The organism is Haloferax sp. DFSO52 (assembly GCF_048158745.1).
Classification (GTDB): Archaea; Halobacteriota; Halobacteria; order Halobacteriales; family Haloferacaceae; genus Haloferax.
Genome location: NZ_JBLOPB010000002.1, coordinates 676,403 through 692,811, shown reverse-complemented (window position 1 = coordinate 692,811; position 16,409 = coordinate 676,403). Strand labels below are relative to the sequence as shown.

General features: G+C 61.6%; 15 protein-coding genes and 1 pseudogene. 9 read left to right on the top strand and 7 right to left on the bottom strand.

All coding sequences use genetic code 11. The features are described 5' to 3' along the window. Positions 1-14: 14 nt before the first annotated feature. Both ACK3SC_RS13035 and ACK3SC_RS13030 read left to right on the top strand, forming a co-directional pair. Positions 15-461 carry a DUF2240 family protein gene (locus tag ACK3SC_RS13035; protein ID WP_416840622.1) on the top strand — a complete coding sequence of 149 codons (447 nt, stop codon included), beginning with the start codon at positions 15-17 and terminating at the stop codon, positions 459-461. A gap of 69 nt (positions 462-530) precedes the next feature. Further along, complete coding sequence (locus tag ACK3SC_RS13030; RefSeq protein ID WP_416840621.1) at positions 531-926, top strand: hypothetical protein; 396 nt, start codon at positions 531-533, stop codon at positions 924-926. Between the two features lie 55 nt (positions 927-981). On the opposite strand, the gene ACK3SC_RS13025 is transcribed toward ACK3SC_RS13030, so the two are convergent. Beyond that, positions 982-1,641: an HAD family hydrolase gene (locus tag ACK3SC_RS13025; RefSeq protein ID WP_416840620.1), complete on the bottom strand. Its 660-nt coding sequence runs from the start codon at positions 1,639-1,641 to the stop codon at positions 982-984. Positions 1,642-1,750: 109 nt separating this feature from the next. Between ACK3SC_RS13025 and ACK3SC_RS13020 the strand changes: the two genes are divergently transcribed. After that, a complete protein-coding gene (locus tag ACK3SC_RS13020; RefSeq protein WP_416840619.1) occupies positions 1,751-3,025 on the top strand; it encodes a DNA double-strand break repair nuclease NurA in 1,275 nt (424 codons plus the stop codon). Between the two features lies 1 nt (position 3,026). On the opposite strand, the gene ACK3SC_RS13015 is transcribed toward ACK3SC_RS13020, so the two are convergent. Further along, on the bottom strand, positions 3,027-3,383 hold the full coding sequence (locus tag ACK3SC_RS13015; protein WP_416840618.1) for a hypothetical protein: 357 nt from the start codon (positions 3,381-3,383) through the stop codon (positions 3,027-3,029). 147 nt (positions 3,384-3,530) lie between these two features. Here ACK3SC_RS13015 and ACK3SC_RS13010 point away from each other — a divergent pair, with 147 nt between their 5' ends. Both ACK3SC_RS13010 and ACK3SC_RS13005 read left to right on the top strand, forming a co-directional pair. Then, complete coding sequence (locus ACK3SC_RS13010) at positions 3,531-5,423, top strand: ATP-binding protein (RefSeq protein ID WP_416840617.1); 1,893 nt, start codon at positions 3,531-3,533, stop codon at positions 5,421-5,423. Between the two features lie 54 nt (positions 5,424-5,477). Further along, positions 5,478-5,912 carry a universal stress protein gene (locus ACK3SC_RS13005; protein WP_416840616.1) on the top strand — a complete coding sequence of 145 codons (435 nt, stop codon included), beginning with the start codon at positions 5,478-5,480 and terminating at the stop codon, positions 5,910-5,912. A gap of 48 nt (positions 5,913-5,960) precedes the next feature. Here the strand turns inward: ACK3SC_RS13005 and ACK3SC_RS13000 are convergent, their stop codons facing one another. Then, positions 5,961-7,493, bottom strand: coding sequence for a pyridoxal phosphate-dependent decarboxylase family protein (locus ACK3SC_RS13000; protein WP_416840615.1), 1,533 nt, complete (start codon positions 7,491-7,493; stop codon positions 5,961-5,963). Positions 7,494-7,765: 272 nt separating this feature from the next. On the opposite strand from ACK3SC_RS13000, the gene ACK3SC_RS12995 reads away from it, so the two are divergent. Together ACK3SC_RS12995 and ACK3SC_RS12990 are read left to right on the top strand one after the other, a co-directional pair. Continuing rightward, a complete protein-coding gene (locus ACK3SC_RS12995) occupies positions 7,766-8,437 on the top strand; it encodes a nitroreductase family protein (RefSeq protein ID WP_416840614.1) in 672 nt (223 codons plus the stop codon). 457 nt (positions 8,438-8,894) lie between these two features. After that, positions 8,895-9,173 carry a hypothetical protein gene (locus ACK3SC_RS12990; RefSeq protein ID WP_416840613.1) on the top strand — a complete coding sequence of 93 codons (279 nt, stop codon included), beginning with the start codon at positions 8,895-8,897 and terminating at the stop codon, positions 9,171-9,173. A gap of 144 nt (positions 9,174-9,317) precedes the next feature. Here ACK3SC_RS12990 and ACK3SC_RS12985 read toward each other — a convergent pair whose 3' ends face one another. Further along, a complete protein-coding gene (locus ACK3SC_RS12985; protein WP_416840612.1) occupies positions 9,318-10,331 on the bottom strand; it encodes a KaiC domain-containing protein in 1,014 nt (337 codons plus the stop codon). Between the two features lie 147 nt (positions 10,332-10,478). On the opposite strand from ACK3SC_RS12985, the gene ACK3SC_RS12980 reads away from it, so the two are divergent. Then, a complete protein-coding gene (locus tag ACK3SC_RS12980) occupies positions 10,479-11,300 on the top strand; it encodes an NAD(+)/NADH kinase (protein ID WP_416840611.1) in 822 nt (273 codons plus the stop codon). Here ACK3SC_RS12980 and ACK3SC_RS12975 read toward each other — a convergent pair. Both ACK3SC_RS12975 and carB read right to left on the bottom strand, forming a co-directional pair. Beyond that, the gene (locus ACK3SC_RS12975) at positions 11,297-12,022 is read right to left on the bottom strand and encodes an SDR family oxidoreductase (protein WP_416840610.1); all 726 of its coding nucleotides are present in this window, start codon (positions 12,020-12,022) and stop codon (positions 11,297-11,299) included. The two genes, ACK3SC_RS12980 and ACK3SC_RS12975, sit on opposite strands and share 4 nt — an antisense overlap. Before the next feature lie 209 nt (positions 12,023-12,231). Next, positions 12,232-15,480 (bottom strand): carbamoyl-phosphate synthase large subunit, encoded by a 3,249-nt coding sequence (gene carB / locus ACK3SC_RS12970; protein ID WP_416840609.1) that lies wholly within the window; start codon positions 15,478-15,480, stop codon positions 12,232-12,234. A 142-nt stretch (positions 15,481-15,622) separates the two neighbouring features. On the opposite strand from carB, the pseudogene ACK3SC_RS12965 reads away from it, so the two are divergent. Continuing rightward, positions 15,623-15,830: pseudogene (locus tag ACK3SC_RS12965) on the top strand (LD-carboxypeptidase); the annotation flags it as partial. Between the two features lie 27 nt (positions 15,831-15,857). Here ACK3SC_RS12965 and ACK3SC_RS12960 read toward each other — a convergent pair. After that, complete coding sequence (locus ACK3SC_RS12960) at positions 15,858-16,388, bottom strand: DUF5815 family protein (RefSeq protein ID WP_416840608.1); 531 nt, start codon at positions 16,386-16,388, stop codon at positions 15,858-15,860. Between the last annotated feature and the right edge of the window lie 21 nt (positions 16,389-16,409).

Genomic DNA, 16,409 nt, shown 5'->3' with positions numbered 1-16,409 from the left:
CTGCCGTCGAACCGATGAGTCTCGACGTTACCGTCGCCGTTCCGTTCCGCCAGCACGGAGGAACTCGTCTCGGAGAAGGCGAGTTCGTCGTCGCCCTGTCCCTCGACCGCGACTGGTTTTCACCCGACCAGGCGAAGCGTCTCATCGACTTGGCCGCAGGCCGCGGCCTCGTCGAGCGCGACGGCGGTGACGTCGTCGCGACGTTCGACCCCGCCGACGTGCAGATACCCGAAGAGTTCGAACCCGACGCGTCCGTCCTTCGCGAGCAGTCCGCGTTCGAACAGATTCTCGACGCGTGTGTCGCCGCTGGGCTGAAAAAGCAAGACGCCGTCGCCGGCATCAACGAACGACAGTCGAAGCTCGGCGTGACCGCAGAGGCCGCAGCGGTTCTCTTCGCCCGCGAGAACGGTGTCGACGTCGACGACGCCGCCCAGAAAGCGAAACACGGCCTGTCGAAATAAGCGACCCCGACGGCTGGGAGACGCCCGACGAAACGACACCCCAAAACCACTCCCGGTGTAACGACGAGTATGGTCGTCGACAGACTCACCGACGGAAAACGAATCGCGCAACTCCTCGCCTCCGAACTGACAGGCCACGAAGAGACGTTCGCGATGCTCTCGGTCGTCGATGCAGACACCGACGTCGAACCGACAGACGACGGCGCGCTCGCCTACGCCGTCGCCGCCGGCGACGAACGTGTCGCAGAGGTGTACGTCCAACCGGACCGAGCCCGCGTCGAGTTCCTCACACATCCCGACGTGACCGCCGACGCAGCGAGTGAACAGAACCTTCGAGTCCGACCGAAAGCGGTCCATCCCCCACGAACACTGGTCTTCATCGAAGACGGCGCACAGGTGAAGTGGGTGCTCCCTGCCTTCCGCGCGCTGGTTGCAGCGTTCGACACAGACGAGCGCGACGACTGAACAGCGAAGACAGCACGAAAACAGACCGGGAGCCCACCGCTCCGAGAGTGCGCCGCTACAGGTCTGCGAGCAGTTCGGGGAGTTTCGTCGGTAACGACTCGCGTGGAATGTGGGCGATTGCACGAGGGTCTGGGTCGTCGCAGTCCGGGCCGACGACCTGTACTGGAATCAGTCCGGCGTCGTGTGCGCCGGCGATATCGTGGTGGACGCTATCCCCGATGTAGACTGTCTCTTCTGGTGGCGTATCGAGCCCGTCGAGAAGCGCTTCGAACGAACGCACGTCGGGTTTCCCCGCGGGGAGCGACCCGGTGACGAGCGCCGTATCGAAGTAGTCGTGCCAGCCGAGTTTGGTCAGTTTGTCCTCCTGTGCAACGACCGGTCCGTTGGTGAGCAAGCCCACTCGATAGGTGGTTCGAAGGCCGACGAGCATCGCCTCAACACCGTCGACCGGAACGACGGCGTCCGTGATTCGCTCGCGGTACGCAGTCGCAACGGCTTCGGCATCCACCGTTGAATCGTGTTCGGCGAGGAGGGATTCGAAGATTGGTGCACGAGTCTCTCGTGTGAGGTTATTCTGGTGTGCCCGGAGATACGCCTCCCGAGACAGCGGGGGTGCACCTGCCGCCGCCGCCGCTTCCGAGAGTATTGTCTCGCGGTCCCGCGTCGGAACGGCAAGTGTGTAATCGAGGTCGAACCCAACCGCGCTGACAGACATCGTCGGCAGATGGTTGGTAACGAACCGACATGAGCATGCCGGGAACGGGCGGTGGACCAACACGTCGAGAGACGGGCGGATTTTTCACCGTCGGGGACGACGCCGAGATATGACTCTCGACCCCGTCCACGTGGACGACATCGCCTCCATGGCGAGTTCCATCGCCGACTCGGTCGACGACACCGACTACGATGACCTCGCGCGGACGGTCTGGGAATCGTGGCTCGACCCACTCTCACCGCCCGGTGGTGGTCGTCCGATTATCGAACCACTCGGTGAGCAACGGCTCAATGCCGCAGTCGTCGACGACATCGCGCTCACCGACACGCCGTTTCCGACCGTCCACGGGCTCGATTCGGGGACCATCAACCCGACGACGTTCAAAAACGGGCTCGTCCTCGACGTTGCACACGCCGCGATGGCGGCCGAACCGTCAGACCTGGAACTGCACCGAGCCCGCTCGATCGTCATGACCGCCCACACCAGAGACTCGCTTTCGGTGTTCGACACCGACGAGTGGACGAAATCCGACAGAGGATACGTCCGCAAGCGCCTCCTTCGCGCGCCCCGAGTCAATCGCTACGCCGAAGGGGTCGTCCACGCGCTGTCGCTGTATCTCGCCGAGAGCGAACACGCGCTGTACCACGCCGACGCTGTCTCCGACCTCCTCATCCTCGACGGCCCAGTCTACCCGAAAGAACTCCTCAACTGGCGAGACCGTGACGCCGAACTCAAGGACCTCGCCCGAGAGGCGAAACCGAAAGCAATCGTCGAGAACTACGTCCGTCTCGTCGAGCGGTTCGTCGAACGCGACGTCCCACTGGCTGGCTTCGTGAAGAACCCCGGCGCGAAACACATCGTCCGAACGCTCCAGAAGCACTTCCGTGAGGACAACTCGGGTGATATCCCGTGGGTCGACGACGCCTCGTTCTTCGTCAAGTTGCTCGAACGTCGGACCGGCACAGAAGGCGAAAAACGGCGTACTGAGGCGCTGACGTTCACCAACTGGTTCATTTCACGCGGCGGGTCGGACCGGCAGATGAGCGCCGACGGCGACGCGTTCGGTGTCGACCGGTCGCTCGACCCAGCGTCGTACACGGTGACGTTCTTCGTGCTCTACGACCCGCGAACCGACGTCTGTTACCGCGTCGAATCACCGTACGCCTTCACGAAAGACGAAGAGACTCGCGAGAACCTGATGCACCACGTCGTCCGCGACGTGGCCGCCACTCGTGGTCCACCACTCGCTGTCGAGAAAGCCGACGAGTTAGCACGCGTGAGTGTCGGCGAGAAGGCCGCACTCAGACGAAAACTCTCGGACCGACTCTCGTCGGACCAGATAAAAAGCTACGACAACATCCGCTGGGTCGACGCCGACGAGTAATCTACGCTGCCTCTTCGGGTTCGCCTTCTTCGTCCGGTTTGATGACCTCGATACGAACCTCGTCAGTAGCGACACCGACGCGTGCGAACTGCGTTTGGATGTGCTCGGTTGCGGCCTCGAGCGCCTGGTCTCGCGTGTCGAATCCGCGTGGCATCGGCGTGTCGAACGCGACACGAATCGTCTCGCCATCGATTTCGGTCGCTGACCCACCGCTTTCGACCTGATAGAACTCGTCGCACACCCAGACGTACGGTGCCGCTTCGTTGGGCGCACCACGATATGTCGGTGGTTCTTCACCCCGCTCGAATATCGTTCCCGTGAGTGCCGTCCCACCGGCATGACCGCGGACCAAAAGCATACCACTCCCTTGGTATGCGACACGGAAAAGTCGTGCGAGCGAGACGACGAGCGTCAGACGTGAGCACACCACGTGATGCCGACACCACATCGACACCACACCGACACGACGTGAGGATTTTTACACGCCGCACGCAAGCGTTTGAACATGACCGACCTGGGGGACTTCAGTGACTTCGTCGGAGACGACGCCGACGAGACAGACCGAGGCGAACGCGAGGGTCACCGTCCCTCGGAGGGCACAGACGCGAACGAGGACCACAAACGGGATGGCGACGACACACCGAACGCGTCCGCCGCGGGCGCGACGACGGACGACACAGACGAACTCCAGTTCGACGAGTACGACGCGAACCCCGTCGGAACCGAACGAGGCGTTGGTGCGATAGCCGTCTCACAGGGACTCCGCGTCTCCGAAGACCACGAACGGACGACGCTTCGAGCGTTCGTCACGGCCGGAAACCGAGAACACGTCCGTCTCGGAAAGTATCTCATCGTTCCCTACCCCGACGACGAGATGCTGTTTTGCCGTATCGTCGGCCTCGAGTACGCTCAGGAGTTCCAGGCCGACGACGCGACGGAGATTCACGCTCGGCGTGCCATGCGCCGGCCGTTCGACGAGTTCGAAGAACGCGACTACAAGTTCATGGCCGAACTCGAACCCATCGCCGTGCTGTTTTCCGACGGCGACGAACTCAAACGCCGGATGGTGGACAGAGTGCCCAAACCCGGCGCGACGGTCGGTGAGGCAACCGACGCGACACAGATCAAGACTGGCCTGAAGATTCCGGAAGACGGTGTCTTCCTCGGGCACCTCTCGGTCGGTGGCGAGAAAGTTCGCACTGCGGCACGACCCCCGACCATCGACTACCGACTCAAAGACGACTACACGGACGGCGACCCACTCGTGTTCCGACACACACTCGTCGCCGGTGGCACCGGGTCAGGAAAGACCCACGGGTCGAAGAACATCCTTCGACAGTATCTCTCGCCGGCGCGGAGTTACGAGATGGACGACGGGCGCGAGGTACAGACCGCAGTCGTGCAGTTCGACCCACAGGACGAGTACGCACAGATGCACGACGACAACCCGGATATGGACGCCGACACGGCACGCCGGTACGAACGCGAGGGTATCGCCCACGGCGGTCACGACGACACGCTCGCGCTCGTTCCCACGATGGCCGGGTCGTCGTATCCGGGGTCGAACCACCGTGCCGAGCAGTTGGAGTTCACCATCCCCTTCTCAATGGTCCGTGACCTCCCGTGGTTGGTCGCCGGCAGTAGCCTCAACGACAACCAGTATCCCGCACTCCTCGTCCTCCTGAATCGGTTCTTCCGCAACTACGGCGACAGCGGAACCTACCGAGAGTTCCTGACGTTCCTCGACGACCCGGCGCTCAAAGAGGAACTCGACGAGTCGGGTCGCGTTCACGAAGCGACGTTCGACGCGGTGAAACGACGGGTTCGAGGCGTGCCGAACGGCGTCTTCGACCAGGACGCGCGACCCATCACGGACCTCGACCACGAACTCGTCCGCCCCGGCGGCCTGACCGTCGTTCCGACCTATCACCTCTCGTCGAGTCGGGCGAAAGAACTGTTCGTCCTCGCCGTCTCGGCGATGCTCATCGACGACAAACTCTCGAACGACCCGTCGAGCGAGCGCATCAAAGAGACACCGCTGGTCCTCGGAATGGACGAAGCCCACAACTTCCTGACCAACGCCGACACCGTGCAGGCCCAGAAGGTCATCGAGAAGTTCACCGAGGCGGCCAAACAGGGCCGCAAAGAGCGACTCGGGTTGTTCCTCATCACGCAGGACCCACAGGATATCGCCGACCCGGTGTTCAAACAGATCAACACGAAAGTCGTCCTCAATCTGGGGGACGAAGACGCTATCAAGAGCGTCAACATCCCACCGAATCTCGAAGACAAGGTCCCGTACATGGAGAAAGGGCAGATGGTCGTCTACTCGCCCGACAACTCCGAACCGGTCGAACTGAAGGGTCTCGGAACCTGTGTGACCCGGCACGGAGACTGAGTCGACACCGAATCGCCGTGCGGGTTTTTGTCCCACCGACGACTACCTGACAGTATGGCTGAACACGTTCTCGTCCCGGTCGATGGCTCACCGCAGTCGGTCGCTGCACTTCGGTTTGCGACAGCAGAGTGGCCAGACGCCCAGTTCACGCTGGTGAAAGTCATCAATCCGGCAGACGCGGATTACCGAGAACGAGCGCTCAGCGGGTCCGAAGAGTGGTACCAAGAAGAAAAACGGGAAGCGCGTGAGACGTTCGCCGAAGTGAAAGCAGAAGTCGGAGTGGTCGATGATGGAGGCGTCACCGACGAGAAAATCGCCGTCGGAAATCCAGCGAAAGTCATCATCGACCTGTTGACCGAAGACGGCGCCGACTACGACCACGTCGTGATGGGGAGTCACGGGCGGACTGGCGTGTCACGCATCCTCCTCGGGAGCGTCGCAGAAGAAGTCGTCAGACGGGCACCGATTCCGGTTACGATCGTCCGGTAACGTCACCTTCCGGGGACGAAATCAGGCCCGCTGCCGGTGCACCTCCGACTACACGTTCAGGTCGAGTTTCTGTCGGAGGGTGCTGTCTACCTGTTCGCCGATGTCGCGGAGCGTTTCGAAGGTCAAATCGATGTCGTCGGTCGTCGTCCGGTGGCTGCAGATGGAGAACCGAAGGACTGTGCGCCCATGAATCGAGGTGGTCATGACGAAGGCAGTGCCGGTGAGTTGAATCTCGTCGGCGATTCGTTGGTTGAGTTCGTCGAGGTAGGTATTGACTGCCTCGCGTGCCTGTGGCGTATCCGTGACCAGTGTCTGGAGGTCCGGTGGTGCGTACTGGAACGAGTACAGGTACAGGTTTGGCTCGTGGAGAGCGACGAAATCGGCTGCGTCGCGGACGCGCGCGTCGAGATGTTCTGTACAGCGGACGTTCTGTGAGAGCAGTGTCCGATAGCCCTCGACACCGTAGTGCTTCAAACTCATCCAGACTTTCAGCGCGCGGAATCCCCGAGACATCTGTGGGCCGACTTCGTAGTAATCGAATCCCTCGTAGGGCGTTCGCATCGTCCCCTCTAGGTACGAAGCCTGCATCTCGAACGCGTCGGCCAGCAACGACTGGTCGCGCACGAGGACACAGCCACACTCGTAGGGGATGTAGAGCCACTTGTGCGGGTCTAACGTCACCGAGTCGGCGCGTTCCAGGCCGGCGTACTGTGGCCGTTTCTCGGGGAGAATCGCGCCAACCGCTCCACACGCGCCATCCGCGTGGAACCAGATGTCACGTTCCGCACAGACTGTCGCAATTTCGTCTAACGGGTCGATGGCGCCGACGTTGACGGAGCCGACCTGCGCGACGACGCAAAGTGGGGTGTCGCCGTTGGACACGTCCTCGTCGAGCAACTCGACGAGCGCGTCGACGTCCATCGTGAAATCGTCGTGACTGGGGACGAGTCGAACCGCATCGCTTCCGAGGCCGAGGATTTCGGCGACACGATATATCGACGAATGTCCCTCGTGGTCGGACATGTAGATGGTGAACTGATGGTCAGCAGCGCGAAGCCCTCGATGTTTCGTGTCGTATCCTGCCTTGGCCCGGAGGCCGGTGAGAATCGCCGTGAGGTTCGCCATCGTGCCACCGCTCGTGAACTGGCCACCACAGTCCGTGGGATAGCCAATCATCTCGGCGATCCACTCGACCGTCTGGCGCTCGATTTCAGTCGCTGCAGGTGCGGGTTTCCACCCACCGGTGTTCATGTTGATGGAGGCTGCGAGTGCGTCCGCGAGGACGCCCATCGCCGTTCCAGAACCCATAACGTAGCCGAAGTACCGAGGTGAGCCGACGTGTGTGGCGTTCGGAAGGACTCGATTCGGCCACTCTTCGAGAATCGTTGCCGGGTCCTGTCCAGTCTCCGGCAACGGTTCTTCGAATACCGCTTCGATCGCTGTCTGTGCTTTGCCGGGGAACACCGGGAGGTCGTCTATACTCGCAAAATAGTCCGCGATGATGTCGACTGCGCGGTATCCCAAGTCGCGAAATTCGTCCGGCGTTGGGGCAAGTGTCCCGAACTCTGTCGATGCAACCATGGTAGACATACGCTCGCATAGACGATAGAATTGCACGCTTCGACGCGAGCGGCAGACTCTGCATTCGCACGGCGAGCCATCGAGGTGTGACTCATCGCTTACCCGCAGACGGAAGTTTGTTCGACGAATCTCGGTATCGTGGGTGAGTTCGCAGGTGGTTACACGAGTGTTACCTGGTGGACTCAGTGGAATGAGTACTGCGAGCACACCGTAATCGGCGGTTTCGCCCGGTTTGCAACGTCCTATTATTGTGTCGTCCTTGGAAGGTAACGATGGACTTCACAGAGGTCGTTACGACCCGCCGCTCGATTCACGAGTACGCTGACGAACCGCTCGACGACGAGACGCTCGAGACCATCTTCGAGAACGCCATTCAGGCCCCGTCGAGTTACAACCTGCAACCGTGGGAGTTCGTCGTCCTCCGCGAAGACGAGACCAAAGAGGCACTTCGTGCGGCCGCCTACGACCAGGAACACGTCACCGGTGCCGCGGCATCGGTCATCATCCTCGGCAACAAAGACCCCGAAGCACACGCCGAAACCGTCGCCGACGACATGCTCGAAAAGGGCTACCTTCCGAACGAAGAGGTTCGCGACGGGATCCTCGACAACATCGCCGGGATGGCGGACCTGCCAGAACAGGAACGCCGCGTCTGGACGGTCCGCTCGACGTCACTCGTCTCGATGGCGCTCATGCACGCCGCATGGGACGAAGGTGTCGCGACCTGCCCAATCGGCGGGTTCGACCCCGACGCCGTCCTCGACGCGTTCGACATCGACGGCGATCAGTACGAACCCGTGATGCTCCTGACGATGGGTATCCCCGCCGAGGACGCCGGCGAACTGCAGGCCGACGCGAAGTACCGCCGCCCCGTGGATGAAGTCGTCCACTACGAAGAGTTTACGCCGGAGCAAGAAGTCGCTGCACCACCTGCTGACGACTGAGCCAGACCGCTCCCTCGCGCACGTTCCACCGCTCCTCTTTTCCCGCCGTTCCGGTCGTGAGCGGTTGCACAGACGGTTTTGGAAGGTGTGTGGTAGATAAGGCTATAGGAACATTAGTTGAATTGTTGCCATGTCTTCACGTGACCCCACTACGTCCCGCTGGCCGCGACGGAGCGTAGTCCTCCCATTTCTCGTGGTCGCGTATCCACTGGTGTTTCTGCTCTTTCAGGGAGGGGCCTACTGTGAACCACTGTGTTTCCGCCCCACTTCCGCGGGCGTGGTCCAGTTGGTCGGAATTGTTCTCGTGATACTGTTTGGTGCATTCGGCATTTCGCTCACACTCAGAGTAGAAACGAGAGAACCTCAAGGAAGAGTGCGGCAGTTACTCTTTGCTCCGCCATCGCTTGCTATTGCCATCCTTCTCTCAGTGTTCGCGGCATTCGTGGTGTTTCTCGCAATGGATGCGTTGTCGCTGGCCGAATCGGTCTGGAAGCCACTCGTTCTGCCAGCGAGTTTCCTCCTGTTTCTCCCTGTTTGGGCGCTTTATTTGCTGACGTTCCCCTTCGCAGTCGTACTCTCGCTCAGCGGTATCCACTCGACACAGATGCTCACACTGGTCGTTCGGGGGCTCATCGTCTTCGTTGGTTTCCCGCTCTCTGTAGTGCTTCAGACACTCGTTATCTCGTTCATCATCGAAGGATTCGGTTCAGATTCGACTAATACGAGCGTCCGATAGTCCGTCTGATAACCATCCCGTGAGCGATGAACTGTCTACGAACCACCGACAAGAGTACTGTCCCCGAACGGAGCGAGGGCACTTTTTGGTCCAGCTTTTTCGAGGAGAGGGTCGCGTAGCGACCCCGACGAAGAAAAAGGTGGGTCAGAAAATATTCGCCTGCTGGTAGACGCTGATACCGTCGTTCGTGAGTTCGTACGGTTTCGTCTCCCGCGAGTGGTTGGCGTCACGTATCTTCTGAATCTCGATTGCGAGTCGTGTCTCACGGAAGTCGTCGGGGCGGATGTACTGCAGGACGAACACCGCATCACAGAGATACTCGACGATGCCGTGTCTGGAGACGTATGGGTTCGACTGGCCCGCCTCGGAGGTGAGCATCGTCGTCACGCCGGCGTCTTTCAGCGAGCGGGTGAAGTCGAACACTTCGCTTCGGCGCTTCGACGGGTGGTCGTACATCATCTCCAGGAGCGAGACGGAGTCGAGGACGAGCCGGTCTGCTCCGAACTCTTCGACGAGTTTCGGCAGTTCGTTGCGAATGCTCGAGAGACTGTTCGCCATCTCGACTGGGTCCAAATCGACGATTGCCAGCGTGCCGTCGGCCTCGAACTCCGAAAAGTCCCATCCTTTCTCGTCGGCAGTGTCGAGGATGCGCTGGCGACTCTCTTCGAGCGTGATGAAGACGCCGGAATCGCCGTTCTGGAGTGCTTCGTAGAGGAACTGGAGACCGAACGTCGTCTTCCCGGTTCCGGCGCTTCCAATGGTCACCATGAGTGACCGCTCAGGGACGCCACCCAGAATCATCTCATCGAGGCCGTCGATGCCGATGTCGATTCGGTCAAGGTCCGAGTCGAACGTCTCCTCGTCGAACGTGAGTGACCCGCCGTCTGCGTCACTGGCCTGCCAGAATTCGCCACTATCGGTGCTACTCGGGGGGCTCCGCGTTGCAGCCTCACCGTCCACGTCTGGCATCGGTGCGTTCGAGAGGGCCTCTGCAAAACTCGTCGCGAATGGGTCGTCGTCGAAATCGTCACGTGGTTCGTCGGTCTCGGCGTCCGTGTCCGTGTCGCTGCCAGCATCGGCGTCCGTGTCGCTCTCAGTCCCGTCCGCGTCGTCACCCTCGTTGAGCGCCCGCTCGAACCAGTCTTCCTCGTCGCTCACGGGAACCACCACTGTGGGTTCGGGGAGCCGATGCCCGTACCTGTCATCAGTTCAACGTCGGCAGGGAGTGTGATGAACGTTTCCCGTGTCAGTCTTATCTGGTGACGTGACGGTGGGCTTTTGCCCGGTGACGTCAAATCGCGGGTTATGAAGGTCGGCATCGTCGCGCAGAAGGGCAACAGTCGGGCCGCGTACCTCGCTGCGAACATGAGTGAGGCGCTCGCGGCCGTCGATGTCGAAGCCGTTGTCGATGCGGCGACGGCCGAGGAACTCGACGTGGACGGGATTCCCGTCGAATCGCTCGACGAGTGTGACCTCGTCGTGAGTATCGGTGGCGATGGGACGTTTCTGTACGCCGCGAGAGGCGCAAACGGCGTCCCGATTCTCGGTGTGAATCTCGGCGAAGTCGGCTTCTTGAACGCAATCTCCCCCGACGACGCGATCGACGAAGTACTCGCAGAAGTCGCCGCCTATAGAGACGGGACCCAGTCGGTCCGAGAGGTCCCTCGCATCGTCGCTCGGGGTGACGACTGGGAGATGGACCCCTCGATGAACGAAGTCGTCGTCCACGGTCCACGGCGAGGTCACGGCGGGGGCGCTGGGGTGGAGATTCGCGTTGATGGGTCGCTCTACTCCGGCGGGCACGCAGATGGGGTTCTGGTCACGACACCTGCAGGAAGCACTGCCTACAACCTCAGCGAAGGTGGCCCACTCGTCCACCCCGGCGTCGATGGACTCGTCGTCACCGAGATGGCCGCACGAGAAGGGATGCCCTCGCTCGTCGTCCCCCTCGACGCAACAGTGAGTGTGACGGTCACAGAGGCCGAGTCGGCAGTCGTCGTCGGCGACGGTCGGACGAGACGAACCGTGTCGTCACCGACAGAGATTCGAATCGAGCAGTCGGACTCGCCGGTTCGACTCGCCGGACCAACGTCTGATTTCTTCGAAGCCCTCGGGAAACTCGACTAGTCGGCAGGCTCGACCCTCGGCACGGAGTGCCAGTGAACGTCGACGAGTCGGTCTGGTCGGCCGCGAAGTCCCGGTCGGGAGACGATTTCGAACGTCCGGTTCTCCGTCGATGTCGTGAACAACGACTTGACGAGCACGTTCGCGACATCCGCGCGAGGGATGCTTCCGCGGACTGAATCACCGCCTTCGCCGACGAGAACGTCGTCAGTCGCCGGTGCGTCAGTCAGCGCACCGGGTCGGATTATCGTGTGGTCGAGTGGAGCCTCTCGAAGTCGGTCTTCGCCCCGTTGTTTTGCAGAGAGAACGCCGGCGGCCGTGAGAATCGCGCGGACTGAGAGTGGAAGGCCGTCTTTCGAATCACCGACGCCGATCGACGACGTGAGAACGAGTCGCTGGACGCCGCTGGCAGTCGCCGCGTCGACGAGGTTCACGACACCCGCGCCATCGACGATGTCGCCCCGGATGGTTTCGAGACTGGCAGACGCGCCGACAGTCGAGACGATGGCGTCGACCTCGAGCACCGCCTCTCTCGCGTCGTCAGGGTCGAGCAAATCACCGACGACGACTTCGTCTGCACCGTTCGCTCGAAGGGCGTCTTTCGCGTCGGAGTCGCGGGTGAGGGCCCTGACGACGAATGGAGAATCCGCCAGCGCGTCGAGAACGAGTCGGCCTGTCCGACCCGCCGCACCGGCGACGAGGACGCGGCCACGCTTCCGTGTCATAGTCGGGCATGGGGACGAGACTCAATAACCTTCGTGAAGGCGTCAAAAGTGCGGACGCGATGCCAGCTTGTGCGACGGGAGGGTGTCAGGGGTGTAGCGGTGGCGACGGGAGGTGTGTCAGAGAGGTAGTGGCGGCGACGAGAGGGTAAAAGAGAGTGGACGTTCGGGCGCGAGTCAGCAGCAGGCGCAGCGAGTCAGCAGAAGCGCAGTTACTGACCCCAGTTGGCAACCGTCCGCTTGCGGTCGGAGACGGGAAGCACGTCGATGTCTTCGTCTTTCGCGCCGCGTGCTTCGAGTGCTGCCTTCGTGGACGCGTACGTGGAGAAGTAGCCGACTTCCTCTTCCACGCAGTCGATGAGTGTCTCGCGGTTCCGGGAGACGACGAAGTCGATGTGTCCTTCGCGGAGTTTCGTCAGCAGGTCGTCTACGTCGTCGGGCGTGAGCACCTCGTAGTACTCCGCAAAGCCATCGAGGAGTGCCTGGCCTGCTTCCGTGTCGGCGTCGGGGAACTCCGAGTCCGACAGGTCGACGTAGATGGTCCCGTCGCGTGGGATGTGGCTGTTGGCGGCATCCTGGGCCTTCTCGTACGCTTTGGCGAACGTCGTCGCCGTCCCCATGACTTCGCCGGTCGACTTCATCTCCGGGCCGAGGCGTGGGTCCGACCCCGGCAGGCGGTCGAACGGCAGGACGACTTCTTTGACAGACACCTGTTCGGGAATCTGTTCGTGTACCTCGAGTTCGTCCAGCGTGTTGCCGGCCATGACTTTCGCTGCGATTTTCGCAATGGGGACGCCCGTCGCCTTCGAGACGAACGGAACCGTGCGCGACGAACGCGGGTTGGCTTCGAGGACGTACACGTCGTTCGACCCGTCGTCGTTCTCCTTCACGGCGAGTTGGACGTTCATCAGACCGACCGTGTCGAGCGCCGAGGCGATGTCTTCCGTAACTTCGCGGACGCGTGCCAGCGTCTCGTCGTCGAGTGAGCGCGGCGGAATCATACACGCCGAGTCGCCGGAGTGGACGCCTGCGGCCTCGACGTGTTCCATCACGCCGCCGATGAGGACGCGTTCGCCGTCGGAGACGGCGTCTACGTCGAGTTCGACGCCGTCGGCGAGGAACTCGTCGATGAGGATGGGCTTGTCCGGCGAGACGCGGACGGCTTCCTCGATGTACTCTTTGAGTTCCGCGTCGGAGTAGACGACTTCCATCGCACGGCCGCCGAGGACGTACGACGGACGGACGAGGACGGGGTAGCCGAGGTCGTTGGCGAGTTCGAGCGCTTCCGACTCGCTGGTTGCAGAGCCACCCTGTGGCTGGAGAATCCCGAGGTCGTCCATGAGGCGGTTGAACCGATCGCGGTCCTCGGCGAGGTCCATCGCGTCGATCGTCGTCCCGAGAATCTCACACTCGACACCGCGGCGCTTGAGTTCGGATTCCAGCGGGTGGCCGATGTTGACCGACGTCTGCCCGCCGAACTGGAGCATCACGCCGTCGGCGTCGATTGCCTCGATAACGTCCGCGACTTCCTCTGCCGTGATTGGTTCGAAGAACAGGCCGTCAGAGGTGTCGTAGTCGGTCGAGACCGTCTCGGGGTTGTTGTTGACGACGTGTGCGTCGATACCGAGTTCGCGGAGGGCCTGCACAGCGTGGACCGAACAGTAGTCGAACTCGACACCCTGTCCGATGCGGATGGGGCCGCCGCCGACGACGACGACGCTCTCCATGTCGCGGTCGACACGGAGTTCGTTGCCTGCAGCGTCGCCTTCGAACGGGCCACGGAAGAACTCGGGTTTGCGTGCGGAGTAGTAGTACGGCGTCTGTGCGGCGAACTCGCCGGCACAGGTGTCGACCTGTTTGTACGTGCGACCGGGCACGTTCTGTTCGACTTCGTCGACTGTCGTTCCGGTTGCGTCGGCGATGCTGGCGTTCGTGTGGCCAGCGGATGCAGCGGTGGCGAAGTCACCTTCCGATGCGGCTTCCACGGATTCGACGATGCGGCCGAAGCGCTCGACGTACCACTCTTTGATGTCGGTGAGTTCGACCACGTCTTCCGTGGTGTAGCCGCGTTCGAACGCTTCGAAGATAGCGTACGGGCGGTCTGGTGTGGGTTTGACGAGATACTCTGCTTCGAGTTCCTCGTCGGATATCTCGTCCCAGTCGGCCGCAGGGTCGTACTCGGAGGAGCGAAGCGCCTTCATCAGCGACTCTTCGAACGTCCGGCCGATGGCCATCGCCTCACCCGTGGACTTCATCGCCGTCGAGAGTTCGAAGTCCACGTCGGTGAACTTGTCCTTGGGCCACCGGGGGACCTTCGTGACGACGTAGTCGATCGCCGGTTCGAACGCGGCAGTCGTCTCGCCGGTAATCTCGTTCGTAATCTCGTGGAGGCGCTTGCCGAGGGCGACTTTGGCCGTCACGCGGGCAATCGGATATCCGGTCGCCTTCGACGCGAGCGCAGAGGAGCGAGAGACGCGCGGGTTCACTTCGACGACGCGGTATTCGCCGCCGGGGGTGCCGTCGTCTTGCCACGCGAACTGGATGTTACAGCCACCCTGAATTCCGAGTTCACGGATGACTTCGAGTGCGGCATTGCGCATCTCCTGGTGTCCTTCGTCCGGAATGACCTGCGATGGTGTGACGACAGTGGACTCACCGGTGTGAATCCCCATCGGGTCGATGTTCTCCATGTTGCAGATGATGATACACGAATCGTCGGCGTCGCGCATCACCTCGTATTCGAGTTCGACCCATCCGGAGATGGACTCCGTGATGAGCACTTCACTGTTGCGCGAGAGGCGGAGTCCCTTGCGGACGCGGGCGACGAGTTCGTCCATCTCGTGGACGACGCCAGACCCGGAGCCACCGAGCGTGTAGGTCGTCCGGGCGATGACGGGGAGACCGCCGACTTCGTCGACGGCGTCCTCGACGCGTCCTTCGAGAGCTGATTCGGTGATGTTCGAGACCTTTTCGTCCTCCTCTAGGGAGATGGTCGTCGAACGCGGGACGGGTTGTCCAATCTTCTCCATGCGCTGACGGAACAGGTCGCGGTCTTCCGTCGCGTAGATGGTGTCCAGCGGCGTCCCCATGATTTCGACGTCGAACTCGTCGAGGACGCCTTCTTCCGCCAACTCCGCCGTGACGTTCAGCCCCGTCTGGCCGCCCAGTCCGGCGATGACGCCGTCGGGACGCTCCTTCCGGATGATTTCGGAGATGGCCTCGGTCGTGATGGGCTCGATGTAGACCTTGTCGGCCATCTCGGGGTCGGTCATAATCGTCGCAGGGTTAGAGTTGACGAGGACAACTCGTGCACCTTCCTCTCGAAGCGCGCGGCAGGCCTGCGCGCCAGAGTAGTCGAATTCGGCCGCCTGTCCAATCTGGATCGGGCCACTGCCGATGAGCAGAATCGTCCGCTCCTCGGCTCCTGTCTGCGTACCGGTTGCGGTGTCCTCGTCGGTCATCGATGCAATCGAGTCCGCACATCGTAATAAGTCCGGCGAAAAATTACGAGGTACGAAACTGGATTGCGAATATCGTAAATGTTGCCAAACGACCGTCTACTGGCCGACAAAGGCTTTTCAGTCTCTGAATTGAGACCCGAACATGTCCCGTGTCTCGACGACACCGCCCCCACTCGAACGTGGGAGTCGAATCGCAGTCGTCGCACCGTCACGTCCAATCGACGAGCCGAGGCTGGACAGCGCATGCACCCGACTCGAAGAGACGATTGGTCTCGATCCGGTCGTCTTCGAGACTGCGAAAAAGGAGTGGGAGTGGCTCCGAGACAACCCGCGGGCGCGTGCAGATGATATACAGAAAGAACTCGCGCCCCCGTCGCCTACATGTACGGTTCGGGGTCGAGGTCGCGCTGCGCGCGATACTCCTCGACGAACTCGCTCACGTCGAACTGGAGCATCTGGGACTCGAACTCCGAGATGACGCTGTCGTCGTCGGCGTGACTAACGGCGTGTTCCATGAGTTCGACGACGAGTTCGACGATAATCTCGTGGAGCCGTCGAGAATCGAAGTCAGTGACCCAGACGATTCCCGCGCCGAGTTCACCGTCGTCGGAGACGTCTTTGGAGACGACCGACTGGGGGAACTCTTCGAGGACGATTCCCATCAGGTGTGCCGTGCCGAACTCGGGCATATCCTCGCTCGTCGTCTCGATGGTGTTCTGGAGGATGTCGACGAGGAACTCCGGAAGGAATCTGTCCGGTGGATGGACGTCCATGACGACAGCGTGGCTGCCGCCACAGGAACAGTCGAACTCTCGTTTGCCCAAGTCGAGTTCCCGGACGCGCTTTTGTTCACCACAGGGCAGGTCCAGCACTGCCCCACGTCCGCCGGGAACGCGCGGTTCAGACATACCCGAGCGTTACGGTTCTCA